This window comes from Novosphingobium sp. BL-S-20 (assembly GCF_055521635.1).
In genome coordinates this window covers 3,009,306-3,033,919 of record NZ_CM145494.1, presented here as the reverse complement: position 1 = coordinate 3,033,919, position 24,614 = coordinate 3,009,306, and the positions used below count along the sequence as shown (strand labels likewise).

The following is a 24,614-nucleotide window of genomic DNA, read 5'->3' as shown; positions in this document are numbered from 1 at the left end:
CTGACACCGGCAGGTAAACGGAAAGAGCATGATCTCGTTTCTTGAATTCGAAAAGCCGATCGCTGCGCTCGAAGCGCGCATCGCGGAGCTGCGCACGACGGCCAACGACAGCGATCTCGACATCGCGGGCGAGATCGCGCGCCTGGAAAAGAAGAGCGCGGGGATGCTGGCGGCGACTTATGCCAAGCTGACGCCCTGGCAGAAGACCCAGGTGGCTCGCCATCCGCAGCGTCCGCACTTCGTGGACTACGTGCGGATGGGCTTCACCGACTTCATCCCGCTCGGCGGCGACCGCCTCTATGGCGAGGATGCGGCGATTATCGGCGGCTTCGCGCGCCTCAATGGCCGCAAGGTCATGGTGATGGGCCACGAGAAGGGCCACGACACCGCGACCCGCATCAAGCACAACTTCGGCATGGCCAAGCCCGAAGGCTATCGCAAGGCGATCCGCCTGATGGAGATGGCGGGCAAGTTCGGCCTGCCGGTCGTCACCCTGGTCGACACCGCGGGCGCGTTCCCCGGCGTCGAGGCCGAGGAACGCGGCCAGGCTGAGGCTATCGCCCGTTCCATCGAGGCCTGCCTTGCCGTGCCGGTGCCGATCGTCTCGGCGATCGTGGGCGAGGGCGGCTCGGGCGGCGCCGTGGCGCTGGCTGCGGCCGACCGCGTGCTGATGCTCGAACACTCGATCTATTCGGTGATCTCGCCGGAAGGCGCGTCGTCGATCCTCTGGCGCACCCCGGACAAGGCGCCCGACGCCGCCGAGGCGATGAAAGTGACGGCGCAGGACCTGCTGGCGCTCAACGTCGTCGAGCGCGTCGTGGCGGAACCTGTCGGTGGTGCCCACCGCGATGCGCAAGGCGCGGCGCAGGCCCTGTTCGGCGCGATCGAGCAGGAACTCGACGTACTCGACGCCGTACCGCCTCAGGAACTGCTCGCCCGCCGCGAGGAACGCTTCCTGGCCATCGGCCGCGCGTGATTTGAGAAAGGCGTCGGCTTCGGTCGGCGCCTTTTTCCTTGCGGCGCAAGCGTGTCCGCACCCCATTGACCACCTCTGCCCGCTGTGCCAGAGCGCCGATCTACCGATCGCGCCAAGTTTGCCGATCCGCGGGTGTAGCTCAATGGTAGAGCAGCAGCTTCCCAAGCTGAATACGGGGGTTCGATTCCCCTCACCCGCTCCATTTTCCTGCATTCGTGCCCTGGCACTGGACAAGACGGCGCCCTTGGTGTGTCCTGAGCGGGTTTCCGTTTTGGCATAGGGGGATAGCATGACGCCGATCGAACGTGGGGTGCAGGCTCTGGCCGTCTCGCTGGGGACAGGCGATCCGACGCCGCTGGACGCCGAATCGCGCAGGAAGTTTGCGGGTGCGGTCCGTGCGGTTCTGGAAGCGGTCCGGGAACCCGACCAGCTCATGATGGAATCCGGCGCGGAGATCGTCCGCTATGTCGGGAACAGCGAGAGCGACGAGGCTTACCGCGACGATGCCGCGAACATCTGGCGCTCCATGGTGGCCGCGGTCCTGGCCGAAGGCTGACCGGCGATCCGCGCACGAAAAAGGGCGATCCGATTGCTTTGGATCGCCCTCTTCAAAGCATTGTCTAAGAGACCGTTTGGAAATTCGCGAAACGCGAATTTCGCGGCACCAGCCCTCGCACCCACCCTACCACCCGCAGGATACTACCAATGGGTGGTAGGGTGGGGGCGCCAAAAAACCTTTGGGGCTGGTGCCGCGATGAAAATGCCCTCAAGGGCATTTTCCAAACAGCCTATAAGCGCGTTCTTGCCTGCCGGGCGTTCCCGCCCGGCAGGCAGAGGCCTTAGTGGGCGCCGCCGAACAGGTCGGCCAGCTTGACCTTCGCGCCCATGAAGAAGTAGCGGCCCACCGCGCTGATCGGGGTGTTCAGGCTGCCGAGCGCAGGCTTCTGGTTGAACAGGTTGTTCACGCCGCCGTAGATCGTGAACTGATCGCCCACGTCGTAAGTGAAGCTGAGGTCGTGCGAGAAGCGTTCCTTCAGTTTCAGGTATTCCGGCGCGACGATGTCCGGGTTGCTGGCCACGGTCTGGCGATCGTAGCGATACATCTTGGACATGTAGTTGATCTGCCAGTCGAGGCTGAACGGCCCCTTCGCCCAGGTTAGGTCGGTGGTGATCTGGAACTTGGGAGCGATATTGGCCGCGACATAGGCGTCGTTCACCTTGTCTGCACCCGGAATCGGCACCGAGGTCAGGCGGTGCAGATAGTTGCCGACGACGCGGGCACCGAACGTACCGAGCTTGTCGGTCGGCACGGTGTAGTTGACCTGGAAGTCCAGGCCCGCGGTGCGGATGTTGGCGACGTTCAGCGGGCCGACCAAGAAGCTGGTGATGTTGCCGGCCGAGGCGATGCCGTTGGTGCCGTTCTGGCGGGTGATGGCATCGCAGTACTGGTTGTCGAGCGTCGACTGGTCGACGCAAAGCTCGGCGACGGTCTGCGGAGCGACGGTCCGGATCGCGTTCTTGATGCGGATGTCATACCAGTCCGCGGTGATGGTCAGGCGCGGAACGAACGAGGGCTGCACGACGATGCCGGCGGTCCAGGTCTTCGCGGTCTCTTCCCGCAGGTTCGGATTGCCGCCCTGGAAGCCGGAAATGTTCGAGCTGCGGGTGTCGTTGTAGGACGAGGGATCGGCGACGCCCAGTCCCGACAGCAAGGCCTGGCAGTTGGCGACACGGTACTGGGTGCCGTTCTGCAGGTAGTCGGTGCCGCAAGGATCGTCGATGAACTCGAAGGTCTGCGACTGCTGGCTGAAGAGTTCGCTGATGTTGGGAGCGCGCACGGCCTTCGAATAGGTACCGCGGAAGGTCACGTCGCGAACGGGCGCCCATTCGCCGCCGACCTTCCAGGCATTGGTCGAACCGATGCTGGAATAGTCGGAATAGCGGAACGCGCCGTTGACGCCGAGACGCTTGGCGAAGGGCAGGTCGGCCAGGATCGGCACGTCGACTTCGGCAAAGGCTTCCCAGACGTCGAACGAACCCTTGGTGTTACCCAGCGAGTTGGTGAAGGTCAGACCCTGCGCCGCGAGTTCGTCAGCTACGAAGCTGCTCTTTTCCTTGCGGTATTCACCGCCCAGCGCGAAGCCGATGGCGCCGCCCGGCAGTTCGAACAGGTTCTTCGTGTTGCCGGTGATCGCGCCGCTGACGACATGCTGGGTCAGCTTGGTACGGTCCACGGTGTCGGCCATGATCCAGTCGAGCGCGGCCTGGTTGCCAGTGGCATTTTCGCCGAACAGGTTGAGCGGCAGACAGTCGCCGGGGGCGAAAGTGGTCGGCGGAATTTCGCTGCGGGTGTAGTTGAACGGCTGGTTCGGGGTCCAGCTGGCGTCGGTGTTCACCCGGCAGGTCACGCCGCCGTTGCCGTCGCTCACGGCGTCGATCGCTGCATAGTAGCGGTCGGTGATCATGTTGTTGGTGTAATGCGACCGGATCTTCGACTGACCGAAGACATAGGACACGTCATAGGACAGGTTCGGGCTGATCTCGCCGCGCGCGCCGATCACGCTGCGGATGGTCTTGCGGGTGATGTCCTCACCGCGGCGCCCGAAGTCGAAGTTGTCGCGATTGACCAGGACGCCGCCGTTGTCGGGATCGATGAAGGGGCGCACCGCGCTCGGGATGAACGGGTTGTCTTCGGGAATGAACAGATAATAGTCGAACGTCGGCTGCGCGACCGAGAACGAGCGCGTGCGGGCGTACTTGCCTTCGGCATAGAGCGTGAAGGCGTCGCTGAAGTCGAAGTGGAAGACCGCGTTGACGATGTCGCGCTTGATCTCCGGCAGCAGGTCGTTGCCGTAGTCGGACACCAGCGTGCCCGAGCCGCCCTGCTGGTAGAAGTTGGGAATGAAGGTACCGTTGTCGTAAGGACGACCGTCGGCGCCGACGAAGTCGGGGATACCGTCGAAGTCGACATCGATGCCGCCTTCACGCGAGGTGTCGAAATAACGGATGTTCCGGAGCGGGATGTTGTCCGGAATGCCGTCGTTGTTGTTGCCGCCGGTCTCGGTATCGTCGGGATTCAGGAAGAAGCCGACGCGGTTTTCACCGTCGAGGTACTTGCGCGAGTGGACGCTGAGGCGGTCTTCCTCGCCGTGCTCCCAGGCGATGGCGAAGTTGCCGCGGCCGTCGGCGAAGTTGTGGCCGGCGGTCAGGGCGATCAGGCGCTGGCCGGCATCGCCCTTCTGCGAAATGCCGGTCTGAACGCGGGCGGTGAGGCCTTCGAAGTCCTTCTTCTGGATGAAGTTCACCACGCCCGAGACACCGTCCGCACCATAGACGGCCGAGGCGCCGCCGGTCAGGACTTCGACGCGCTCGATCAGGTCGGTCGGGATGGTGTTGATGTCGACCGACTGCGTGCCGTCGACCGAGGCGACCTGACGGCGGCCGTCGATCAGCACCAGCGTGCGCTGGGTGCCGAGATTGCGCAAGTCGAGCAGGTTGAGGCCGGTGGTGCCGATACCGGCGCGGTCACCGGCGTTCTGATAGGAACCCTGCGAGCCCTGGAGCGCGGGAATCGTTTTCAGGTAATCGGTAAGGTTGGTCGTGCCGGAATCGGTGATGTCCTTCGACGACACGACGGTCACCGGATTGGGAGCGTCCAGATCGGGGCGAGCGATGCGCGATCCGGTGACGACGATGGCTTCGCCCGGTTCGTCCGCAGTCGAGGCGGCGTCCTGCGCCAGGGCCTGCTGCGGGAGGAGGAGGGCCAGTGCCGGGATGGCGGCCACGCCGAGGAGCTTGTCCTTGCGATTTTTCATGTTTTGCGTTCCTTCGATTTCCCCCGACGGCTCTGCCTGCCGCTCGATGGAGGTTCGCCGGACAATGTCCGGGCGAAGGTACGCAATTCTAGGCATGTGCCGCCCAACTGCACCAGAAATGTTTCCGTGGTGGAAACATTTGCGTCACACGTTGCTATATTGCCACAATTATACAGGAAAAGTTGGAATCTTGTGGTTAAATCTTGGTAATAATGATCTTTCGATCTGTGCGGTTCCCGCAACTATCGCACCAGGACCTCTTGAGAAACCATCGTATCGCAGCAAAGCTGGCCCGGTGACTGACAGCGTGATCGGCAGCACGGGCGGCAACGCTGGTCATCTGCGCGAGTGGAGAGAATATGTCTGCAATCCCCCGTTCCCCGAAGCATGAACCTATCGCCGCGCGTTCCTGGCTTTTTGCGCCGGGCGACAGCGAAAGGAAGATGACCAAGGCAATGGAGGGCGAGGCGGACGTCGTTCTCATCGATCTGGAAGATGCCGTCGCGCCCGAGGCCAAGGCGGATGCGCGGGTGATGGTGCGTGATTTCATCGCCGCCCATCCCGATCAGGGGCGGCGCCTCTGGGTACGCGTCAATCCGCTGGACGGGCCGCATACGCTGGCCGATCTCGTGGCCGTCATGCCCGCCCGTCCGGGCGGCATCATGCTGCCCAAGGTCCGTGGCCGGCAGGACGTTGAGACGCTGGACCGTTACCTCGAAGCGCTGGAAGTCGCGAACGGCATCGAGCAGGGATCGACCCCGGTGATCGTACTTATCACCGAAACGGCGGAGGCCATGTTCCACACCGGCGACTATAAAGGTGCGCCGCGCATAGTGGCTTTGACCTGGGGGGCGGAAGATCTGGCCGATTCGATCGGTGCTTCGTCCAACCGCAATGCGGACGGTTCCTATTCCTTCACTTACGAACTGGCGCGCAGCCTGACCGTGCTGGGCGCGGCAGCGGCAGGCGTGACCGCGATCGAGACGATCTGTGCCGATTTCCGGGACCTCGACGCGCTAAGGCTGCGGGCCGAGCGGGTCCGCCGCGACGGTTATCGCGGGATGATGGCGATCCATCCCGCGCAGGTCTCGGTGATCAACGCGGCGTTCACCCCCACCGAGGCCGAGATCGCCGAGGCGCAGGAGATCGTCGATCTCTTCGCGGCCAATCCGGGGCTGGGCGCGATCGGCTGGAAGGGCGGGATGCTCGACCGCCCCTACCTCGCGCGCGCCGAACGCCTGTTGCGGCAGGCGGGGAAGCGGTAATGTTCCACGGGAAACTTTTTTCCTCCCCGTGAGCGGGGAGGGGGAATTACTTCGCCTCCGCCAGCAGCTTGGCGGCCTCGGGCGAGGACCAGTCGTTGCCGCCGGTATAGCGCCAGACTTCGCGGCCCTGACTGTCGAACAGCACCGTGACCGGCAGGTTGCCGCCGTATTGGAAGCCGAGGTCGCCGTTCTCGTCCACCCAGGGCTGGATATTGTCGAGCTTACGGCGGCGCAGGATTTCCACGACCTTGTAGGTGTCGCCGGTATCCTCGGAAATCGGCAGGATCTGGATTTTGCCGTTCGGGTCCTTGGCCAGAGCCTCCAGTGTCGGCATCTCGGCGATGCAGGGCGCGCACCAGGTAGCCCAGAGGTTGATGAGCAGCGGCTTGCCCTTCAGCGACATGAGGTCGAGGCTCTCGCCGGTATTGTCCACCAGAGTCACGTCGGGCATCGGGTCGCCCTTGTGCGAGCGATCGACTTTGCCAGTGGGCTTTTCGGCGGCCGGTGTTGCCGGAGCGGCGCTTTCGGAAGCCTTTTGTTGCGCGTCCTTGCCGCTTTGCCTATCGCAGCCCGCGATCAGGAGGGCGCCGGCCCCCGCGACGGAATACAGGACGAGCGACTTGAGCGATTTGGAAGACAGCAAGGCGGCGGGCTCCAACCAGATGTGGGGTGGACGGTTCGAAGGTGGACCGTCTGCGATCATGCGCGAGATAAATGCCTCGATCCCCTTCGACAAGGCATTGTGGCGGCAGGACATCGCGGCCAGCAAGGCACACGTCGCGATGCTGGGCGCCTGCGGGGTGGTTTCGGCCGAGGACGCGATCACGATTCGCGACGGTCTGGACCAGGTTGCCGCCGAATACGAAGTCTCCGGAGTCCCCGAGAACTGGGACCTTGAGGACATCCACATGACCACCGAAGGCCGTCTCGCCGAACTGATCGGCCCGGTCGCCGGACGCCTCCACACCGCCCGTTCGCGCAACGACCAGGTGGCGACCGATTTCCGCCTCTGGGTGCGCGATGCCGTCGATCAGGCCGAGGCCGGGCTGGATGCGCTGCAGAAGGCGCTGGTCACCCGCGCCGGTGAACATGCCGATTCGATCATGCCCGGGTTCACCCATCTCCAGACCGCGCAGCCGGTGACGCTCGGCCATCACCTGATGGCCTATTACGAGATGATCGGCCGCGACCGTTCGCGCTTCGCCGATGCCCGCAAGCGCATGAACCGCAGCCCGCTCGGCGCCGCCGCGCTGGCCGGAACCGGCTTCCCGATCGACCGTACGATGACCGCGCAGGCGCTGGGCTTCGATGCGCCGACCGACAACAGCCTCGATTCGGTGTCGGACCGCGACTTCGCGCTCGATTACCTGATGGCCGCGGCGCAGTGCTCGCTGCACCTCTCGCGTCTGGCGGAAGAGTTCATCATCTGGGCCAGCCAGCCCTTCGGCTTCGTGGCGCTGCCCGATTCGCTGTCGACCGGCAGCTCGATCATGCCGCAGAAGAAGAACCCCGACGCCGCCGAACTGGTGCGCGGCCACTCGGGCCGGATCGTCGGCTGCCTCACCAGCCTGATGATCACCATGAAGGGCTTGCCGCTTGCCTATTCGAAGGACATGCAGGACGACAAGCCGCCGGTCTTCGAGGCGGCCAGCCTGCTGGCGCTGTCGATCGCGGCGATGACCGGCATGGTCGCCGAGACCCGCTTCCGCACCGATCGCATGCGCGGCGCCGCCGAACTTGGCTTTGCCACTGCCACCGATCTCGCCGATTGGCTCGTGCGCGAGGGCAACATCCCTTTCCGCGAGGCGCACCACATTACCGGTTCCGCCGTGAAGCTGGCCGAGCAGCGCGGGCTGGCGCTCGATCAATTGCCGCTGGAAGACCTCAAGGCCATCGACAGCCGCATCGACGAGCGCGTATTCAAGGCGCTCTCGGTCGAGGCTTCGGTTGCTGCGCGCAAGTCGCACGGCGGCACCGCGCCCGATCAGGTACGCCTGCGCGTGGCCGAAGCCCGGCTCGCGCTTGGTCTGGAGTGAGCCTGATGCGCAAGACTGCCGCCCTGATCCTGCTTCTCGCGCTGTCGGCCTGCGGCCAGAGGGCGGCGTTGGCATTGAAACCGGGGCAGCAGCTTCCGCCCGCGCCCTACGGACGCGAGCAGAAACCGGGCAGCGCCGAGCTGCTCCAGACGCCGACGCTGGCGATCCCCGAACGCAGCGTCGAACTGCGCACCCGCTCGGAACCACGGGACGACGATCCTTTCGATCTCCCGCCGCCAGAATAAGCCTTCCAGAGACCGAGAAACCCATGGACCATTTTGCCCTTAACGACGGCGAGCTTTTCGCCGAAGACGTGCCGCTGGCCGCGATCGCCCGCGAAGTCGGCACCCCCGTCTACGTCTATTCCCGTGCGACGATCAGCCGCCACGCCCGCGTCTTCCGCGAGGCGCTGGCCGAGCTGCCCAGCGTCCACATCGCCTTCGCGGTGAAGTCCAACCCCAACCTCGCCGTGCTGCGCCTGCTGGCGAACGAGGGCTATGGTGCCGACGTCGTTTCCGAAGGCGAGATGAACCGCGCGCTGGCGGGCGGCATTCCGGCCGGTGACATCGTGTTCTCGGGCGTCGGCAAGACCCGCCGCGAACTAACGGCCGCGCTCAAGGCCGGGATCGGCCAGTTCAACCTCGAAAGCGAGGAAGAGGGCGTGGAACTGGCGGAAATCGCCGCTGCGCTCGGCCTGCGCGCGCCTTGCGCGCTTCGCGTCAATCCCGACGTCGATGCCCGCACCCACGCGAAGATTTCCACCGGCAAGGCGGACAACAAGTTCGGCGTGCCCTATGACCGCGCGGGCGGCATCTATGCCCGCCTCTCGGGCCTGCCGGGGCTGGAGATGAAGGGCCTCGCCGTCCACATCGGCAGCCAGATTTCCGACCTCGAACCCTCGCGCCTCGCCTTCCTCAAGATGGGCGAACTGATGGCGGCGATCCGCGCTGAAGGCCATTCGGTAACGCATATGGACCTCGGCGGCGGTCTCGGCGTGCCCTACAAGGCGAGCGATTCATTGCCGACCCCACAGGACTACGGCGCGATGGTCGCCTCGGTCGCAAAGGACTGGGGCGTCACCCTGATGTTCGAGCCGGGCCGTGTGATCACCGGCAATTCCGGCGTGCTCGTCACCGAAGTCGTCCGCGTGAAGGAAGGCGTGGTGAATCCCTTCGTCGTCGTCGATGCGGCGATGAACGACCTTGCCCGCCCGGCCATGTACGATGCCTGGCACGATTTTGCGGCGGTGAAGCCGAGTGGCAAGACGATGACCGCCAATATCGTCGGCCCGATCTGCGAAAGTTCGGATACTTTCGCGATGGGCCGCGAGATCGACGAAGTCGCCGCGGGCGATCTGGCGATCTTCCGCACCGCCGGGGCCTACGGCGCGACGATGGCCAATACCTACAACAGCCGCGCGCTGGTGCCCGAGGTCATGGTCGACGGCAACAAGTGGGCGGTGGTCGCCGCCCGCATCGAACCGGAGGCTATCCTCGCGGCGGAAACGGTGCCGGACTGGCTCGCCTGATCCTCGCTTCGACAAGCAGGCATTGAACGGATAGGAACGGCGCGCTTCGCCGTTCCTTTTCGTTTGGGGTCCTGTTTCGATGATCGAGAGCCTGCCGCTATTCCATCGCATCGCCGGTCGTCCGGTGGTCGTAACCGGCAATGGCGAGGCCGCAGAGGCCAAGCGCCGCCTGGTAGAGCGGGCGGGCGGGCAGGTCGTCACCGATCTTGCGCAAGGCATTGCCGAGGGCGCGCGGATCGCCTTCATCGCCGAGGAGGACGAGGATGCCGCCCGCGCAGGCGTTGCAGAGGCGCAGGCGGCGGGATTGCTGGTGAATGCGCCCGATCGACCGATGCTATGCGATTTTACCGTCCCTTCGATTCTCGACCGCACGCCGGTGCTCATCGCCATCGGCACGGGCGGGGCCTCGGCGGGGCTGGCCAAGCAGTTGCGTTTGCGGCTGGAAGCGCTGCTGCCGCAGTCGCTGGGCCTGCTGGCCAGCGCATTGCTCGCGGCGCGGCCTGCCCTGCGCGCGCGGTTTCCCGATCCGGGCAAGCGGCGCCAGGCTCTGGACGCGGCGCTGGGACAGGGCGGGGTGCTCGATCCGTTGGGCGACACGGGTTCCGAGCATGTCGCCCGTTGGCTTGGCGAAGCTGCCGATCCGCCGAGCGAGACGGTCGAGATCGTGCTGCGCAGCACGGAGCCGGACGACCTTACCTTGCGGGAGGCGCGTCTGCTGGGAACGGCGGACCTCATCCTTCACGATGCCGAAGTGCCGGCGGTGATCCTGGACCGCGCCCGCGCCGATGCCGGGCGACGTGTGCTTGGCGAGGCGCATGAACAGCCCCGCGGCCTGCTGGTGATCCTGCGGGCACCGGAGGCCGGTTAACCACGATATAGTTGTGTGCATCAGGCGACGTTCGTGTCGCTGGATCGGCGTGGTAAATTTATAATTTACAGTTTCAGGGAATTAACTCATTCAAAAGGCAGGCGTGCGGCATGGTCGCCACGGGCGGCGAGGGAAAGGCCGAAAGGGAAAGTCTTGCAACTACCTGACGTGATGACTCTGGAATGGCCGCGGATCGAATTTACCAGCCTTCCGGCTCTTGCCGGCTTGTCCCCTCTTGAACAGCCCACCGGCTTGCATGGTGCGCGGTATTGTCCGGATGACAATCACGCATTGTTGCAGCCCAGCCTTTACGAACTCCATCCCGGCACCTGAGGCGAAGCGGCCATGCAGGTGCATCACGACCTGAGCGCGCTCGGGCGCGACGAGCGGCTGTGGTCGCAGGGACAGCGCGAACTGGCAAAGGTGGTCGCGCAGTGGCGCGCGCTCCCGGCCGTCGCTCCGGTGCTGGCCGCGCTGGAGCGGTTTGGGCGGGGCGCGACGCTGGAGGCATGTGGCTCGCTCGAATCGCTGTTCGACGGCGACAGTGATGGCGGAGCGGCGCAGAACTTCGTCTCTCCTCTGGTCGCCTGCGGCGTGGAGGCGATCGGGAGCTTTCCGCTCGGACAATTGCCGTTCCGTCATGCTCACCGCGAAGGGATGGACATGCTGCTGCTGGCCCATGCCGGAACCGCGACTCTGGCGCTGGCGGTCTACGATGGCGAAGCGCTGGCGCGTCAGGCGTCACCCCGGACCGTGGAGTTCGCGCCCACCCATACCTGGACCCGCGTGCTTGCCGGAAGCGCGCTGGGCGACCGGATTTCGCGCGATTCCGCTGGCAAGCTGCACAGCGATCCGGTCGAGTTCGAACCGGGCACCGCGCTTTTCCGGCAGGGCGAGCGCGAGGCGTTCCACTTGCGCAGGGTCGAGGGGAGCCTCGTCGTGCTGCGGCTGCAGCGGCTGGCGTCGCTGCACGATCCCGTGCGGGCGTTCGCGCTGGAAGACGGCGCGTTGGAGGGGCAGGCGGCGCTGACCGCCGAATATAGCCGGCTGGAACTTGCGATAGCGGTGCTGGCGGGGCTCGGGCGGCAGGATGCGGTGCCGGTGCTGTCGCGCATCGTCGATGGCACGGCGTCCCCGGCGCTGCGCTGGGAGGCGCTGCGCGCGATTCTCGCTATCGACATGCGGGCCGGGCTGGTGCTGCTGGGCACGGTGGCGGCAGGCGAGGACCCGGCGCTGGCAGGTCCCGCGCGGGACCTCCATCGCAGCCTGATCGCGCAGTGGCCCGAAATGGAGAGAGTGGCACAATGGCGCGGATGATGACCCTGCGCGATCCGACGAGCGCCTCGCTCGCGGAATTCGTCGACGCCCTTTCGAGTTGGGGCTTCGATCCGCGCGACGAAGTGAGCCTGTCCCATGCGGCGAACTGGCTGCAGCGGCTGGGTAACGACCGGAACTTTCTGGGCGACCTGCTGGTGGACCTGATATCGGGACTGGCGCCGGTTCCCGACGGGGCCGATGCGCTCGAAGGCGTCGGGCCGCAGTCGATCATGCTGGTGACGCCGGGGCAGGGCAACTTCTTCCTCAACGCGCGCATCTGGCCTTCCGAGCAGGACGCCCTCTACCGTGCCGGCGGACCCGAAGCGCTGGGCTATGGACAGGCGCAGGACCACGCCGCCGACATTTTGGCGCTGGGCTATTTCGGGCCGGGCTATCGTTCCGACGAATTCGAATACGACTACGAGGCTCTCGTCGGCCATCCGGGCGAGGCGGTCGAACTGGAACATCGGGGCCGTCTGGTGCTCGAACCGGGATGCATGGTCCACTACCGTGCGCGGCGCGATGTGCCCGTCCGCTATCCGCCGGCTTCGCTTTCGGTGACGCTGAACCTGGTCCATACCCAGGCGGTGCAGGGCTGGATGGACCGCTATGACTTCGATGTCGCGAAGGGCACCGTCACCCGCCTCAACGGCCATGGCCCCAGCGAGAGTTTCCTGCACATCGCCGTCGCACTGGGCAGCGATCCGGCGCGCGATCTCGCCGCGCGTTTCGGCAAGGAACATCCCAGCGATCGCATGAGGTTGGTCGCCTGGGAAGCCCTGGCGGCAAGGGCGGAAAGCACCGAGGCGCGCGATGCCGTCTGGGGAGAGGCGGAACGCTGCGGCAGCCGGCTGGTGTCGGCCGAGGCGCGGCAGAGACGAGAATGGGGCGGGGCGAAGCTCGGGCGCGGCTGAGGTTTAGAACATTCCGCCGGTCAGAGCGTCGATCGCCCCTTGCAGAATCACCGCCGCCGCCGCGGAATCGATCCGGGTGGCGCGCTTGGCACGGCTCATGTCCTGTTCCAGCAACCCGCGCTCAGCGCCGGAGGTGGACCAGCGCTCGTCCCAGAGCAGGATCGGCAGACCCAACGCGCCAAGGTTGCGGGCATAGGCGCGGCTCGATTGCGAGCGCGGGCCTTCCGAACCGTCCATGTTGAGCGGCAGGCCGATGACGATGCCCTTGATCGACCGCTCGCGGATGAGGTCCAGCAGCAATTCGCGGTCGGCGCCGAACTTGCCGCGCTTCAGCGTCTTGCCGGGCGAGGCGAAGCGCCAGCCCGCGTCGCAGAAGGCGGTGCCGATGGTCTGGGTGCCGAGGTCCAGCCCCAGCAGCGCGCCGCCGGCTTCAGGCAGGGCATCGCGATAGTCCAGCGCGCTGGTGGTGATCACTGTGCCTTCTGCCATGTCGCAACCCGTCCTTCGAAATCCGCGCGAAGGTTCGCCCAGAACAGGGTCACGTCATAGAGATGGTAGTTGTTTCCGGGAAGCACGTAAGGCCCCATGTTCAGTGCCGGAGGCGGTCCGATGTGGAGAAAATGGTCGGGGCCGCAACTGGCGGGCACCGTCGCCTTGACCAGAGTGCCGCTGGCGCTGCGGGAATCGGGGCGGAACTCGGGGACCAGTGTGCCGAGGTTGGTCGCCGCATCGGCGCTGCCGCCCTCGCCGCCGGTCAGCGGATTGGTGCAGAGGAACGGGCTTTCGGCCACGCCCTGCCCGTCCAGCCCGGTGCGGCGGCCATAGGCGCTGAGCAGCATCTTGGTGTCGGCAGGATCGGCGACCGAGAGCCAGGAGACAACGCAGCCGGTCTGCTTCGCCGCGGTACAGGCGGGGAGGCCCATCTTCGGCAGATCGTGGGCGAGCGAGACCGGCCAGCCGATCACGTAGGCGGCGATAATGCGCTTGGCGAGCGGCTTGTCCGCCACCCGGTCGCGCAGCACGCGGCGCAGCAGGAAGGCGCCCTGGCTATGCCCGGCCACGACGATCGGGCGGGTGCGCGGCACGCTTTTCACGAACTGGTCGAAGGCGGCGAGCACGTCGGAATAGGCGAGGTCGATGGCCTGGTTGGCTTCCGGCGCGGCGGTGAGGAAGGCGCCGATCGCCGCCTGCCGGTAGCGCGGTGCCCAGATTTCGGCGCGGTTGAATGGGCTGGCCATGCCCTTGACGAAGAGCGCGGCGCGGTCCTGCGAGAAGGCGTCGGCAAGGTCCCCGTTCCAGGCGCTGCGGGCGACGAGGCTGGTTGGGTGGACGAAGAACACCGCGACCCGGTACCGCGTCCGCGGTTTCTCTACGCCGGGTGGTAGCCAGCGCGAGGGATCGTCCTTCATGTCCGGCCGGGCCAGCCACATCTTCTGATCGCGCCAGGCCTCGGGAGCGAGTGCATCCTTGTGGGCATATTCGACGTTTGGAACGAAGGCGAGTTCGGTCAGGTCCTCCGACCAGATTCGCAGCGCCACGAAAACCGCGATGACCAGGATCACGAGAATGGCGATGCCATAGAGGAACTTGCGGGCCATGGTTCAGGGTCTCGCCTGCCCGCGAGCGCCGGTCAAGCGGGGCTGTCCGCGATATCGGCGGCCATTTCCGGGGCGGCGCCGCCGCCGTTGCGGTCGGCCTCGCGCTCCAGCCAGATCTTGATCATCGCCACCAATGGGTCGGCAAGCGCCAGGCCGAGCAGGCCAAACAGCACGCCCATGATGAGCTGCGCCGCCAGCACCAGCGCGGGGGGCAGGTCCACCGTCTTGCGCGCGATCATCGGCACGATCAGGTAGCCGTCGATCAGGTGGATCAGCACATAGACGATGATCGTGTAGAGCCCCATCTCGTAGCCGCCGGAAAAGCCGACGAGGATCATGATCATCCCGGAAATCGGCGCGCCGATATTGGGCAGGAAGGCGAGCAGGCCGGTGATGAGGCCGAGCAGGGCGGCCATCGGCACGCCGTAGAACTGGAGCATGGCCCACGTGAACAGGCCCTCCACGGTCATTCCGATCAGGCGGCCAAACAACAGGCGGCGCAGGGCCTGGCCCATGATCGCGACGGTGCTCTCGAAATGATCGCGGCGGTCGATCGGCAGCATCCAGCCGACGCCCCGCTGATAGAGGCGTGGCTCCAGTGCGAAGTAGATGCCCAGCACCAGGATCAGGAAGAGCGTGGTGAACACCCCGATCAGGCCCCCGACCACGCGCGTCACCTGGCTGATGCCGCCGACGGCCTCCTGCGCCACGCTGCGCAGATCGGTGATGCGCGGCTGGATGCCATGGGCGTGGAGCCAGCCGAGGCCGTGGCGAAACTGGCTCTCGATCGTTGCGGGCAGTTCCGCGGCCTGCAAGGCGATCTGGCTGCCGGCGAAGCGCGCGACCCAGAGCAGGAAAAGCATCGCCAGCAGTAGCACGAGCACGACGCAGACACCGCGCGGCAGTCGCAGGACTTTGCGGAGCACCCGCGCGCCGCCGTCGATCAGCGCGCCGAACACGATCCCGCCGAAGATCACCAGCAGCGATTGCGAGAGGAACACGGCCAGCGCCAGCAGCGCCGCCATGCCGATCCATACGAAGGCCTTGCGTGCCTCGGTGCGGATCAGCGGATCGGAAATGTCGGTGGGACCGGCGCGTCCGGTGAGGTCTTCCTCGCGCTCCGGACCCGAGGCCATCAGTTCCAGGCTTTCGCGGGATCGACCGGCGGCCTCAGGCTGGTGAAGGCGCGGCCCGGTCGCAGCGCGCTCCACCAGGTCAGCGGGTTCCAGCTCTGGGTGCCGTCGAGCGAGAAGGTGATGAACTCGGCGCGGCCGCCGACGTCGTTGAGCGGTACCGGCCCTCCGAGACCGCCGCCGGGCTGGCCGAACATGTCGGTCTCGAACGGGGCGCGGCTGTCGGCCGAACGGTCGCGATCGTCGCCCATCAGGAAGACGTGGCCTTCGGGAACCGTGATCTCGGGGTAATTGTCCAGCTCCTGGTTCAGGTAGTCGATCACCTGATAACTGGCGCCGTTGGGCAATGTTTCACGGTAGGTCGGCATTTCGTAGACGTCCTTGCCGCTGGGCAGGCGGGTGCGGAACTGTTCGAAGCCGTCGTAGCAGTGGCCCGGCTCGGCATCGCCCTCGCAGGTCAGCGAATCGTCGGCGGCGATGCGGACGGGAGGGATCATCTCGCGCGGGACGAACTTGCCGTTGAGGCGGATGCGGCCGTCGATCACGGCGATGCGGTCTCCGGGCAGGGCGACCACGCGCTTGATGAGGTCGGCCTTGCGGTTGCCGGGGACCACGATGACGATATCGCCGTATTCCGGCGTGCGACCGAGCAGACGCCAGGTGCTGCGCGGCAGCAGGTGGAAGCTGATCGAGGACCAGTTCCAGCCGTAGGGATACTTCGAGACGACCAGCCGGTCGCCCACCAGCAGCCCCGGCATCATCGAGATCGAGGGGATGTAGAACGGCTTGGCGATGAACGAATGGAACGCCAGCACCCCCAGCAGCATCAGCGCGAGCCCGCGCAGTTCCTGGAACCAGTTGACCTTTTCCGCAGCGGGCGGGGCCTTGGCGGGCATCTGGTTCATGGTCGGCTTGGGCTGTTGGATCATGTCCCGGAAATACTCGGCGTCAGGATTGGGGAAGGGGGCGCGCTTCGATGACCACGAAGGCCTGCGCCCATGGATGATCGTCCGTGAGCGTAAGGTGAACCACGGCTTCGTGTCCGGCCGGAGTCAGGGCGTCCAGCCGCGTTTTCGCGCCGCCGGTCAGGGCCAGGGTCGGCGCGCCGGAGGGGGCGTTGACGACGCCGATGTCCTTCATGAACACACCCGCCTTGAAGCCGGTGCCGACCGCCTTCGAAAAGGCCTCCTTGGCGGCGAAACGCTTGGCCAGCGTGCCCGCGACGGTATGCGTACGACGCGCGGCCTTGGCCTGTTCGAGGTCGGTGAAGACGCGCTGGAGGAAGCGTTCGCCGAAGCGGTCGAGCGAGTTCTGGATCCGCTCGATGTTGCAGAGGTCGGAGCCGAGACCGATAATCATGAAATTCCGGCTCCTTTCACCGAACCTCGTCCATCAGTTGGCGCATCTTCTTCACGCTCGTTTCGAGCCCGCAGAATATCGCCTCACCGATAAGGTAATGGCCGATGTTGAGTTCCGCCAGTTGCGGAATGGCGGCGATGGGCTGCACGTTCTCGTACGTGAGGCCGTGCCCGGCATGGGGTTCGATGCCGTTCTTGGCGGCCAGCGCGGCCATGTCGACGATGCGGCGCAGTTCGACCGCGACCTGCTCGCCCTCGGCATGGGCATATTCGCCCGTGTGGAATTCCACGACCGGGGCGCCCAGCTTCATCGCCGCTTCGATCTGGCGCGGTTCGGGGGCGATGAACAGGCTGACGCGGATGCCCGCATCGGACAGGCGCGCGACGATCGGGGCCAGGCGGTTGTGCTGCCCTGCTGCGTCGAGGCCGCCCTCGGTCGTGCGTTCCTCACGCCGCTCGGGCACGATGCAGGCGGCGTGGGGGCGGTGGCGCAGCGCGATTTCGAGCATCTCGTCGGTCGCGGCCATTTCGAGGTTGATCGGCAGCCCGGTGGCCGAGGCCACGCGCTCCAGATCCTCGTCGCGGATATGGCGGCGATCCTCGCGCAAGTGCACGGTGATCCCGTCACCCCCGGCCTGCGCCACGATCTGCGCGGCGCGGGCGGGATCGGGATGCTCGCCGCCGCGCGCGTTGCGGATGGTGGCGACATGGTCGATATTGACGCCGAGACGCAGGCGCGCGGGGGTGAGGACGTTGGCCAAGTCTATGAAATCCCTATTTTAGAAAAGGCCTCAGGGCTGGGCGCGGCTGCCGGGCTTGACGGCGGGGGTGGCGGCCAGTTCGGGCGGCAGTTCGTCGGGCGCGTAAGTCGGGAAATTGAGCGCCACCAGCGGGAAGAACGGCACGCCGAGGTCCACCGCACCGGCGGAACGGTCGATCAGCGAGGCCGCCGCGATCACTTCGCCGCCGGCTTCCTCGATGGCCTTGATCGCCTCGCGGCTGGAGAGGCCGGTCGTCACCACGTCCTCGACCATCAGCACCTTGTCGCCGGGTTCGAGGCTGAAGCCGCGGCGCAATTCGAACGTACCGGTCGGGCGTTCGACGAACATCGCGTCGACCTGGAGCGCGCGGCCCATTTCCTGGCCTATGATGACCCCGCCCATCGCGGGCGAGACGACCTTGGTGATGGCCTTGCGAATATCGTGCGGGAGTTTTGCCGCGACCGCGACGGCGAGTCGTGCCGCCCGGTCGGGGTTCATCAGAACCCGCGCGCACTGGAGATAGTATGCGCTGTGCCGACCCGAGGAAAGCAGGAAATGCCCTTCAAGCAAGGCCTTGCTGGCGCGAAACTCGGCGAGGACTTCTTCTTCCTGCATTGGGGGTATTCCTTTGGTGCAATTTGCGTGTGTTCTGGCGGGGCGCGAGGACCCCGTGCGTCAAAAATCCCCTAGAGGCGCTTGAGACGGGCGGCAAGGCCGCGTATAGCCCCTTGTCAACGGGGGTAAAAAGCCTCCGCAATAGGGGTGCGCGCTTGGGAGGCGACTCACTTGCGCGATCATAAGAAAACGGAAGCGCTATAACCATGATATTGGGCAAAACCGTTCTTACTTTGGGCGAGGCTGCTAAGGCCATCGGTCGCTATTCCGTTGCGGCCCGGTCCGCTTCGATAGCGGCGTTTTCGTCAAGTCTTGCAGTGACTTCCGCCATCGCGGCGCCTGCTCCGGAGGCCGTCGCCAGCTATACGCCGATGAAGCCGACGCCGGGCATCGGCATGCCGGTGGAAGGCGGGATCGGTCTCCAGCAGCAATATTCAAAGCTCGGCGAATATGGCGAGTGGATCCACGACGGCGTGCTGATGCCGATCATCACCGTCATCACCCTCTTCGTGCTGCTGCTGCTGGTGATCATCGCGGTGCGCTACAATCGCCGCGCCAATCCCGTCGCCTCGAAGACCAGCCACAACACCATTCTCGAAGTGGTGTGGACGCTGGTTCCGGTGCTGATCCTGATCGGCATCGCGGTCCCCTCGATCGACCTCATCGCCAAGCAGTACAAGCCCGCTCCCAAGGGCGCGCTGACCATCAAGGTCACCGGCAACCAGTGGTTCTGGACTTACGGCTATCCGGACAACGGAGACTTCGAAGTCGTCTCGAACATGCTCAACCTGCCCGGCCAGCCGACCATCAACAACGGCGTGCGCGAAGTCGGCTCCAAGCCCTGGGACGGCCCCTCGCACCTTGAGGTGGACAACCGCATGGTGGTGCCGGTGGGCGAGCCGATCCGGCTCCAGATCACCGCCGCCGACGTGATCCACTCGTTCGCGGTGCCCTCGCTGTGGTTCAAGCTCGACGCCGTGCCCGGCCGCATCAATGAGAAGGTGCTGCTGGTCGAGAAGCCGGGCGTCTACTACGGCCAGTGCTCCGAACTCTGCGGCGCCAAGCACGGCTACATGCCGATCGCGGTAGAGGCGCTGCCCCGCGCGCAATACGATGCCTGGGTCCTGACCCATGCCGGCGGCGTGATCGACAATCCGGCCAAGGCGCCGGTCGCTGCCGCCACCGGCGCAGCGCCCGCCGCAGTCGCCACGGAAGCGGCATCGGAGGCTCCGGCCGCTGATGCCACCGCCGCAGCTACCGCCGAATAAGCGCGAATCGAAGGACAGGGCCTCTACCATGGCAACCACCGTTCCCGAGCATTTCCAGGGCAATGTGGATCACCACGCCCACTCCGATCACGATCACAAGCCCGTGTTCTTCGCGCGCTGGTTCATGTCCACTAACCACAAGGACATCGGCACGATGTACCTGATCTTCGCGATCTTCGCGGGGATCATCGGCGGTGCCTTCTCCGGCATGATGCGCGTCGAACTGGCCGAACCGGGCATCCAGTACCTGGATATCTTCGCCCGCTGGTTCGGTGCGACCAACCCGGACTTCAACTCGACGCTGCACGTCTGGAACGTGCTCATCACCGCCCACGGGTTGATCATGGTGTTCTTCATGGTCATGCCGGCGATGATCGGCGGCTTCGGCAACTGGTTCGTGCCGCTGATGATCGGCGCGCCGGACATGGCCTTCCCGCGCATGAACAACATCTCGTTCTGGCTGACCGTGGCGGGCTTCATCTCGCTGCTGTGCTCCGCTTTCGTGCCCGGCGGCACGGGGCTCGGCGCGGGCACCGGCTGGACGGTCTATGCCCCGCTCTCGACCAGCGGCTCGCCCGGACCCGCGGTGGACTTCGGCATCTTCGCGCTGCACCTGGCGGGCGCGGGCTCGATCATGGGCGCGATCAACTTCATCACCACGATCTTCAACATGCGTGCCCCCGGCATGACCATGCACAAGATGCCGCTGTTCGTGTGGTCGGTGCTCGTCACCGCCTTCCTGCTGCTGCTCTCGCTGCCGGTCCTCGCCGCCGCGATCACCATGCTGCTGACTGACCGCAACTTCGGCACCACCTTCTTCGACCCCTCGGGCGGCGGCGATCCGGTGCTCTACCAGCATCTGTTCTGGTTCTTCGGCCACCCCGAAGTCTACATCATGATTCTGCCGGGCTTCGGCATCATCTCGCAGATCGTCTCGACCTTCTCGAAGAAGCCGGTGTTCGGCTACCTCGGCATGGCCTACGCGATGGTCGCGATCGGCGTGGTCGGCTTCATCGTCTGGGCGCACCACATGTACGCCACCGGCATGTCGGTGAACACGAAGATGTACTTCACCGCCGCCACCATGGTCATCGCGGTGCCGACCGGCATCAAGATCTTCTCGTGGATCGCGACGATGTGGGGCGGTTCGGTGGAGTTCAAGAGCCCGATGGTCTGGGCGATCGGTTTCATCTTCCTGTTCACCGTCGGCGGCGTGACCGGCGTGGTGCTGGCCAACGGCGGCGTCGACGACGTGCTGCACGACACCTATTATGTCGTGGCGCACTTCCACTACGTGCTCTCGCTGGGCGCTGTGACGGCGCTCTTTGCCGGGTTCTACTACTGGTTTCCGAAAATGAGCGGGCGGATGCACTCCGAGTTCCTCGCCCACGTACATTTCTGGATCTTCTTCATCGGCGTGAACATGATCTTCTTCCCGATGCACTTCCTCGGGCTGCAGGGCATGCCGCGTCGTTATCCTGACTATGCCGAGGCCTACCAGCACTGGAACCACGTCGCGACGATCGGCTACATGGTCATGGCGACCAGCCTTGTCGTTTGGATGATCAACATGATCTATGCCTTCGCTGCGGGTCGCAAGGCCGAGGACAGCTACTGGGGCGAAGGCGCCACCACGCTGGAATGGACGCTGTCCAGCCCGCCGCCGTACCACCAGTTCGAGACGCTTCCGGTCATCGAGGAAGCCGCGCACCACTGATCCCGTGCGCCGTCCCGGCGGATCGCCGGGGCGGCGCCCGATTCGCAAGGTCCTCGCTTTTCGGGGCCTCGTGGGTGTAAGGGGCCACCATCATGACGACAACGAGTCCCTCCCAAACCGCTTTCCTGCCCGCCGACTGGCGCGATCTTCTGGCGCTGACCAAGCCTCGCGTGATGAGCCTGGTGATCTTCACCGGCCTCTGCGGATTGCTCGCCGCACCTGAGCGAATTCATCCGGTTATCGCCTTCACCGCCATCCTCTGCATCGCCATGGGGGCGGGCGGCGCCGCCGCCCTCAACCAGTGGTGGGAGGCCGATCTCGACGCCGGGATGAAGCGCACCGCCAACCGCCCGCTGCCGCAAGGCCGACTCGACCGGACCACCGCGCGCGACTTCGCGGGCGTGCTCTGCGCCGTCTCGGTCTTCCTGATGGGCTTCGCGGTCGGCTGGCTGCCCGCCGCGATCCTGGCGATCTCGATCATCTACTATTCGGTGATCTACACGATCTGGCTGAAGCCGCGCACGCCGCAGAACATCGTCATCGGCGGCGGTGCAGGCGCGTTCCCGCCGCTGATCGGCTGGGTGGCGGTGACCGGCCATGTCACGCTGATGCCGGTGCTGCTCTTCGCGATCATCTTCTTCTGGACCCCGCCGCACTTCTGGGCGCTCGCGCTCTTCGTGAAGAGCGACTACGCCAAAGTCGGCATTCCGATGATGCCGGTCGTCGCGGGCGAGAAGGCGACGCGTCACCAGATCCTGATCTATGCCGTGCTGCTGCTGCCGCTTTCGGTGCTGCCGTGGTGGATCGGCGGAACCGGCGCGATCTACGGCATTTCCGCGCTTGTACTTTCCTCGCTGTTCCTGGCGCTCTCCATCCGTGTCGGCCTGCGCGAGCGCAGCGGCGAGGATGACGCCATGAAGCCGGAAAAGCAGCTTTTCGCCTATTCGGTGCTCTACCTCTTCGCGCTTTTCGCGGTGCTGGTGGTGGATCGCTTCATCGTCCTTTGAAAGATCGCAGCATGAACGAAGCCCGCCAGCCCGATTCCAGGTCGACCGATCCCAGAACCCCCGAGCAGATTCGCCGCAGTCGCAATCGGGTTCTGGCGCTCAGCCTGGCTGGCTTCGTGGTGCTGGTGTTCCTGATCTCGATCGCGAAGATGAGCTGATGGCTCAGGCGGTGCCCATCTCGCGCCGCAGCAACCGGCGCGTCGCTTTCATCGCCCTGTCGATGGCCCTGCTGATGCTAGGCCTCGGCTATGCCTCGGTCCCGCTCTACCGCATGTTCTGCCAGGTGACCGGCTACGGCGGCACCACCCAGCGCGCCGACGAAGCCAAGGCGGCGGGCGTGCAAGTGACCGACAAGACGATGTCGATCCGCTTCGACGCCAATGTCGAGCGCGGCATGCCGTGGCAGTTCAAGCCGCTCCAGCGCACCGACACGGTGACCATCGGCGAGCGCGACATGGCGCTTTTCTGGGCCAAAAACGATTCCGACAAGGTCATCACCGGCACGGCGAGCTTCAATGTCGAGCCGGAACAGGCCGCGCGCTACTTCAACAAGATCCAGTGCTTCTGCTTCACCGAACAGACGCTCCAGCCGGGCGAAGCGGTGAAGATGCCGGTCATCTACTACGTCGATCCGGCGATCCTCAATGATCCCGACAACAAGGACGTCGAGCAGATCACCCTCAGCTATACCTTCCACGTCACCAGCGTGTCGGATGCAAAGACGCTGGACCACGGCGGGACGGGCGGTTAAGTCCCGGTACGGGAAACAAATCACGGGGGGAGCATTACCCCACCGGAAAGAATCGAACACGGAAGTCGAGAACGGGGACGAAGGCACCATGGCCGGTACAAAGAACCACGATTATCACATTCTTCCGCCGGACATCGCGCCCTTGGCGACCACGATCGGTGCCCTGACCTTCACCTCGGGCATGGTCCTGTTCATGCACGACATGGCGGGCGGCAAGTTCGTGCCCTGGCTGGGGCTGGCGATCCTGCTGGCCTCGATGTTCATGTGGTTTTCCAAGATCATCAAGGAAGCTCACGCGGGCGACCACACGCCGGTGGTGCAGCTTCACCAGCGCTACGGGATGATCCTGTTCATCGCTTCCGAAGTGATGTTCTTCGTCGGCTGGTTCTGGGCCTTCTTCGACTTCTCGCTGTTCCCTTCGACAATCGCCGAAGCGGTTGGCGGGCAATGGCCGCCCAAGGCGATCGAGGCGGTGATGGACCCGTTCGACCTGCCGCTGCTCAACACGCTGATCCTGCTGTGTTCGGGCACCACCGTCACCTGGGCGCACCACGCGCTGATCCACGGCGACCGCGAGGGCCTGAAGAAGGGCCTCTGGGCGACGATCCTGCTCGGCGTGCTGTTCTCGTGCATTCAGGCCTACGAGTACATCCACGCCCCGTTCCCCTTCGGCCAGAACACTTACGGTTCGGCCTTCTACATGGCGACCGGCTTCCACGGCTTCCACGTCATCGTCGGCACGATCATGCTGATCGTCTGCCTGAAGCGCGCCTACAACGGCGACTTCACTCCGCGTCAGCACTTCGGTTTCGAGGCGGCGGCCTGGTACTGGCACTTCGTCGACGTGGTCTGGCTGTTCCTCTTCGTCGCCATCTACGTCTGGGGCGGCTGGGGCTATCCGACGCACTGAGGCGATCCGTATCGACGTTCGAAAAAAGAGGGCAGCCGCGCCATTCGCGTCTGCCCTCTTTCGCTTCAAAAGACCCGAGGGAAGAGTGATGCGCCGAATTCCCGTCATCGCCACGCTGCTCGTTCTCGCCGCCGTGGGCTTCATGATCGCGCTCGGCTTCTGGCAGCTCGATCGCCTTCGCGAGAAGAACGCGTTGCTCGCGCACTATGCGTCGGCAAGGAGTCTTGCCGACGAAGTCGACTGGCCGCGCGATGCGGGGGAGCAGGCGGACCTGCTCTATCGCCATGCCCGGCTCGACTGCGTGGCGGTTGCCGGCCATTCGAGCATTGCCGGACGCAACGCCAGAGGCGAATCAGGCGCGGCGCAGACTGCCGACTGCACTCTGGCGGACGGCGCGCGGGCGCTCGTCGTGCTCGGATGGTCGCGGTTGCCGATGGCGGCGGGCGGCTGGTCCGGCGGCGAGGTCCACGGCGTAATCGCGCCGGGGCCGAGGCTGGTAGCCTCGCCGCCGCTCGCGGGGCTGGACGCCAATGCCATTCCCGATCCCGCTGATATCCCGAACAACCACTTCGCCTACGCGATCCAGTGGTTCGTCTTCGCGGCCACGGCGCTGGTGATCTACGGGCTGGCGCTGAAGAAGCGGCGCGGCACTTTCGTTTCGTAACCTCGTCCATTCCATACCCCCGTCGTCCCCGCGAAGGCGGGGACCCCGCTTCTTCTGGCGGGCGGGGCAGGAAGGCAGCGGGGCCCCCGCCTTCGCGGGGGCGACGAGGAGAG

General features: G+C 65.4%; 25 protein-coding genes and 1 tRNA gene. 17 read left to right on the top strand and 9 right to left on the bottom strand.

Features of this window, described 5'->3' with window-relative positions:
• Nucleotides 1–28: 28 nt before the first annotated feature.
• The 3 genes from ACZ1II_RS22005 (at nt 29) to ACZ1II_RS21995 (ending at nt 1,532) form a co-directional block, all read left to right on the top strand.
• On the top strand, nt 29–976 hold the full coding sequence (locus ACZ1II_RS22005) for an acetyl-CoA carboxylase carboxyltransferase subunit alpha (protein WP_465145681.1): 948 nt from the start codon (nt 29–31) through the stop codon (nt 974–976).
• Nucleotides 977–1,104: 128 nt separating this feature from the next.
• Nucleotides 1,105–1,178 (top strand) — tRNA-Gly (locus ACZ1II_RS22000).
• An 87-nt stretch (nt 1,179–1,265) separates the two neighbouring features.
• Nucleotides 1,266–1,532 carry a hypothetical protein gene (locus tag ACZ1II_RS21995; protein WP_465145680.1) on the top strand — a complete coding sequence of 89 codons (267 nt, stop codon included), beginning with the start codon at nt 1,266–1,268 and terminating at the stop codon, nt 1,530–1,532.
• A gap of 283 nt (nt 1,533–1,815) precedes the next feature.
• On the opposite strand, the gene ACZ1II_RS21990 is transcribed toward ACZ1II_RS21995, so the two are convergent.
• Nucleotides 1,816–4,791 (bottom strand): TonB-dependent receptor plug domain-containing protein, encoded by a 2,976-nt coding sequence (locus ACZ1II_RS21990; RefSeq protein WP_465145679.1) that lies wholly within the window; start codon nt 4,789–4,791, stop codon nt 1,816–1,818.
• Between the two features lie 359 nt (nt 4,792–5,150).
• On the opposite strand from ACZ1II_RS21990, the gene ACZ1II_RS21985 reads away from it, so the two are divergent.
• Nucleotides 5,151–6,056: an HpcH/HpaI aldolase/citrate lyase family protein gene (locus tag ACZ1II_RS21985; RefSeq protein WP_465145678.1), complete on the top strand. Its 906-nt coding sequence runs from the start codon at nt 5,151–5,153 to the stop codon at nt 6,054–6,056.
• 46 nt (nt 6,057–6,102) lie between these two features.
• Here the strand turns inward: ACZ1II_RS21985 and ACZ1II_RS21980 are convergent, their stop codons facing one another.
• A complete protein-coding gene (locus ACZ1II_RS21980; protein WP_465145677.1) occupies nt 6,103–6,699 on the bottom strand; it encodes a TlpA family protein disulfide reductase in 597 nt (198 codons plus the stop codon).
• A 19-nt stretch (nt 6,700–6,718) separates the two neighbouring features.
• Here ACZ1II_RS21980 and argH point away from each other — a divergent pair, with 19 nt between their 5' ends.
• From argH to ACZ1II_RS21950, 6 genes are all read left to right on the top strand, one after another.
• Nucleotides 6,719–8,092 (top strand): argininosuccinate lyase, encoded by a 1,374-nt coding sequence (gene argH / locus ACZ1II_RS21975; RefSeq protein WP_465147363.1) that lies wholly within the window; start codon nt 6,719–6,721, stop codon nt 8,090–8,092.
• Between the two features lie 5 nt (nt 8,093–8,097).
• Complete coding sequence (locus tag ACZ1II_RS21970; RefSeq protein WP_132268031.1) at nt 8,098–8,337, top strand: hypothetical protein; 240 nt, start codon at nt 8,098–8,100, stop codon at nt 8,335–8,337.
• Between the two features lie 23 nt (nt 8,338–8,360).
• Complete coding sequence (gene lysA, locus ACZ1II_RS21965; RefSeq protein ID WP_465145676.1) at nt 8,361–9,620, top strand: diaminopimelate decarboxylase; 1,260 nt, start codon at nt 8,361–8,363, stop codon at nt 9,618–9,620.
• 79 nt (nt 9,621–9,699) lie between these two features.
• Entirely contained in the window at nt 9,700–10,488 is a 789-nt protein-coding gene (locus ACZ1II_RS21960; RefSeq protein WP_465145675.1) for a precorrin-2 dehydrogenase/sirohydrochlorin ferrochelatase family protein, read from the top strand.
• 345 nt (nt 10,489–10,833) lie between these two features.
• A complete protein-coding gene (locus tag ACZ1II_RS21955; RefSeq protein WP_465145674.1) occupies nt 10,834–11,805 on the top strand; it encodes a hypothetical protein in 972 nt (323 codons plus the stop codon).
• Entirely contained in the window at nt 11,793–12,719 is a 927-nt protein-coding gene (locus tag ACZ1II_RS21950; protein ID WP_465145673.1) for a transposase, read from the top strand. The genes ACZ1II_RS21955 and ACZ1II_RS21950 overlap by 13 nt, the downstream gene beginning before the upstream one ends.
• A gap of 3 nt (nt 12,720–12,722) precedes the next feature.
• Here the strand turns inward: ACZ1II_RS21950 and ruvX are convergent, their stop codons facing one another.
• From ruvX to pyrE, 7 genes are read right to left on the bottom strand one after another with little or no spacing between them, the layout of a single operon-like run.
• Nucleotides 12,723–13,208 (bottom strand): Holliday junction resolvase RuvX, encoded by a 486-nt coding sequence (ruvX, locus tag ACZ1II_RS21945; RefSeq protein ID WP_465145672.1) that lies wholly within the window; start codon nt 13,206–13,208, stop codon nt 12,723–12,725.
• On the bottom strand, nt 13,190–14,317 hold the full coding sequence (locus ACZ1II_RS21940) for a DUF3089 domain-containing protein (RefSeq protein WP_465145671.1): 1,128 nt from the start codon (nt 14,315–14,317) through the stop codon (nt 13,190–13,192). The genes ruvX and ACZ1II_RS21940 overlap by 19 nt, the downstream gene beginning before the upstream one ends.
• A gap of 32 nt (nt 14,318–14,349) precedes the next feature.
• Nucleotides 14,350–15,453: an AI-2E family transporter gene (locus ACZ1II_RS21935; protein WP_465145670.1), complete on the bottom strand. Its 1,104-nt coding sequence runs from the start codon at nt 15,451–15,453 to the stop codon at nt 14,350–14,352.
• Complete coding sequence (lepB, locus tag ACZ1II_RS21930) at nt 15,453–16,379, bottom strand: signal peptidase I (protein ID WP_465145669.1); 927 nt, start codon at nt 16,377–16,379, stop codon at nt 15,453–15,455. The genes ACZ1II_RS21935 and lepB overlap by 1 nt, the downstream gene beginning before the upstream one ends.
• A 19-nt stretch (nt 16,380–16,398) precedes the next feature.
• Nucleotides 16,399–16,809: a holo-ACP synthase gene (gene acpS / locus ACZ1II_RS21925; RefSeq protein ID WP_465145668.1), complete on the bottom strand. Its 411-nt coding sequence runs from the start codon at nt 16,807–16,809 to the stop codon at nt 16,399–16,401.
• A gap of 16 nt (nt 16,810–16,825) precedes the next feature.
• The gene (locus tag ACZ1II_RS21920) at nt 16,826–17,569 is read right to left on the bottom strand and encodes a pyridoxine 5'-phosphate synthase (protein WP_334181546.1); all 744 of its coding nucleotides are present in this window, start codon (nt 17,567–17,569) and stop codon (nt 16,826–16,828) included.
• 30 nt (nt 17,570–17,599) lie between these two features.
• Nucleotides 17,600–18,184 (bottom strand): orotate phosphoribosyltransferase, encoded by a 585-nt coding sequence (pyrE, locus tag ACZ1II_RS21915; protein WP_465145667.1) that lies wholly within the window; start codon nt 18,182–18,184, stop codon nt 17,600–17,602.
• A 206-nt stretch (nt 18,185–18,390) separates the two neighbouring features.
• Here pyrE and coxB point away from each other — a divergent pair, with 206 nt between their 5' ends.
• The 7 genes from coxB to ACZ1II_RS21880 all read left to right on the top strand — a co-directional run bounded on the left by coxB (nt 18,391) and on the right by ACZ1II_RS21880 (nt 24,501).
• The gene (coxB, locus tag ACZ1II_RS21910) at nt 18,391–19,452 is read left to right on the top strand and encodes a cytochrome c oxidase subunit II (protein ID WP_465145666.1); all 1,062 of its coding nucleotides are present in this window, start codon (nt 18,391–18,393) and stop codon (nt 19,450–19,452) included.
• A 28-nt stretch (nt 19,453–19,480) separates the two neighbouring features.
• Nucleotides 19,481–21,169, top strand: coding sequence for a cytochrome c oxidase subunit I (ctaD, locus tag ACZ1II_RS21905; protein WP_465145665.1), 1,689 nt, complete (start codon nt 19,481–19,483; stop codon nt 21,167–21,169).
• A 92-nt stretch (nt 21,170–21,261) separates the two neighbouring features.
• Complete coding sequence (locus ACZ1II_RS21900; RefSeq protein ID WP_147220685.1) at nt 21,262–22,176, top strand: heme o synthase; 915 nt, start codon at nt 21,262–21,264, stop codon at nt 22,174–22,176.
• 11 nt (nt 22,177–22,187) lie between these two features.
• On the top strand, nt 22,188–22,334 hold the full coding sequence (locus ACZ1II_RS21895) for a hypothetical protein (protein WP_465145664.1): 147 nt from the start codon (nt 22,188–22,190) through the stop codon (nt 22,332–22,334).
• The gene (locus tag ACZ1II_RS21890; RefSeq protein WP_465145663.1) at nt 22,334–22,927 is read left to right on the top strand and encodes a cytochrome c oxidase assembly protein; all 594 of its coding nucleotides are present in this window, start codon (nt 22,334–22,336) and stop codon (nt 22,925–22,927) included. The genes ACZ1II_RS21895 and ACZ1II_RS21890 overlap by 1 nt, the downstream gene beginning before the upstream one ends.
• Before the next feature lie 88 nt (nt 22,928–23,015).
• On the top strand, nt 23,016–23,837 hold the full coding sequence (locus ACZ1II_RS21885) for a cytochrome c oxidase subunit 3 (protein ID WP_465145662.1): 822 nt from the start codon (nt 23,016–23,018) through the stop codon (nt 23,835–23,837).
• An 88-nt stretch (nt 23,838–23,925) separates the two neighbouring features.
• A complete protein-coding gene (locus ACZ1II_RS21880) occupies nt 23,926–24,501 on the top strand; it encodes an SURF1 family protein (protein ID WP_465145661.1) in 576 nt (191 codons plus the stop codon).
• The last annotated feature ends 113 nt before the right edge of the window (nt 24,502–24,614 follow it).

Excerpts from the sequence above, each read along its gene's own strand:
- ACZ1II_RS22005 (WP_465145681.1), top strand. The coding sequence starts at position 29 with ATGATCTCGTTTCTTGAATTCGAAAAGCCGATCGCTGCGCTCGAAGCG.
- ACZ1II_RS21995 (WP_465145680.1), top strand. The coding sequence starts at position 1,266 with ATGACGCCGATCGAACGTGGGGTGCAGGCTCTGGCCGTCTCGCTGGGG.
- ACZ1II_RS21990 (WP_465145679.1), bottom strand. The coding sequence starts at position 4,791 with ATGAAAAATCGCAAGGACAAGCTCCTCGGCGTGGCCGCCATCCCGGCA.
- ACZ1II_RS21985 (WP_465145678.1), top strand. The coding sequence starts at position 5,151 with ATGTCTGCAATCCCCCGTTCCCCGAAGCATGAACCTATCGCCGCGCGT.
- argH (WP_465147363.1), top strand. The coding sequence starts at position 6,719 with ATGTGGGGTGGACGGTTCGAAGGTGGACCGTCTGCGATCATGCGCGAG.
- ACZ1II_RS21970 (WP_132268031.1), top strand. The coding sequence starts at position 8,098 with ATGCGCAAGACTGCCGCCCTGATCCTGCTTCTCGCGCTGTCGGCCTGC.
- lysA (WP_465145676.1), top strand. The coding sequence starts at position 8,361 with ATGGACCATTTTGCCCTTAACGACGGCGAGCTTTTCGCCGAAGACGTG.
- ACZ1II_RS21960 (WP_465145675.1), top strand. The coding sequence starts at position 9,700 with ATGATCGAGAGCCTGCCGCTATTCCATCGCATCGCCGGTCGTCCGGTG.
- ACZ1II_RS21955 (WP_465145674.1), top strand. The coding sequence starts at position 10,834 with ATGCAGGTGCATCACGACCTGAGCGCGCTCGGGCGCGACGAGCGGCTG.
- ACZ1II_RS21950 (WP_465145673.1), top strand. The coding sequence starts at position 11,793 with ATGGCGCGGATGATGACCCTGCGCGATCCGACGAGCGCCTCGCTCGCG.
- ruvX (WP_465145672.1), bottom strand. The coding sequence starts at position 13,208 with ATGGCAGAAGGCACAGTGATCACCACCAGCGCGCTGGACTATCGCGAT.
- ACZ1II_RS21940 (WP_465145671.1), bottom strand. The coding sequence starts at position 14,317 with ATGGCCCGCAAGTTCCTCTATGGCATCGCCATTCTCGTGATCCTGGTC.
- ACZ1II_RS21935 (WP_465145670.1), bottom strand. The coding sequence starts at position 15,453 with ATGGCCTCGGGTCCGGAGCGCGAGGAAGACCTCACCGGACGCGCCGGT.
- lepB (WP_465145669.1), bottom strand. The coding sequence starts at position 16,379 with ATGATCCAACAGCCCAAGCCGACCATGAACCAGATGCCCGCCAAGGCC.
- acpS (WP_465145668.1), bottom strand. The coding sequence starts at position 16,809 with ATGATTATCGGTCTCGGCTCCGACCTCTGCAACATCGAGCGGATCCAG.
- pyrE (WP_465145667.1), bottom strand. The coding sequence starts at position 18,184 with ATGCAGGAAGAAGAAGTCCTCGCCGAGTTTCGCGCCAGCAAGGCCTTG.
- coxB (WP_465145666.1), top strand. The coding sequence starts at position 18,391 with ATGATATTGGGCAAAACCGTTCTTACTTTGGGCGAGGCTGCTAAGGCC.
- ctaD (WP_465145665.1), top strand. The coding sequence starts at position 19,481 with ATGGCAACCACCGTTCCCGAGCATTTCCAGGGCAATGTGGATCACCAC.
- ACZ1II_RS21900 (WP_147220685.1), top strand. The coding sequence starts at position 21,262 with ATGACGACAACGAGTCCCTCCCAAACCGCTTTCCTGCCCGCCGACTGG.
- ACZ1II_RS21895 (WP_465145664.1), top strand. The coding sequence starts at position 22,188 with ATGAACGAAGCCCGCCAGCCCGATTCCAGGTCGACCGATCCCAGAACC.
- ACZ1II_RS21890 (WP_465145663.1), top strand. The coding sequence starts at position 22,334 with ATGGCTCAGGCGGTGCCCATCTCGCGCCGCAGCAACCGGCGCGTCGCT.
- ACZ1II_RS21885 (WP_465145662.1), top strand. The coding sequence starts at position 23,016 with ATGGCCGGTACAAAGAACCACGATTATCACATTCTTCCGCCGGACATC.
- ACZ1II_RS21880 (WP_465145661.1), top strand. The coding sequence starts at position 23,926 with ATGCGCCGAATTCCCGTCATCGCCACGCTGCTCGTTCTCGCCGCCGTG.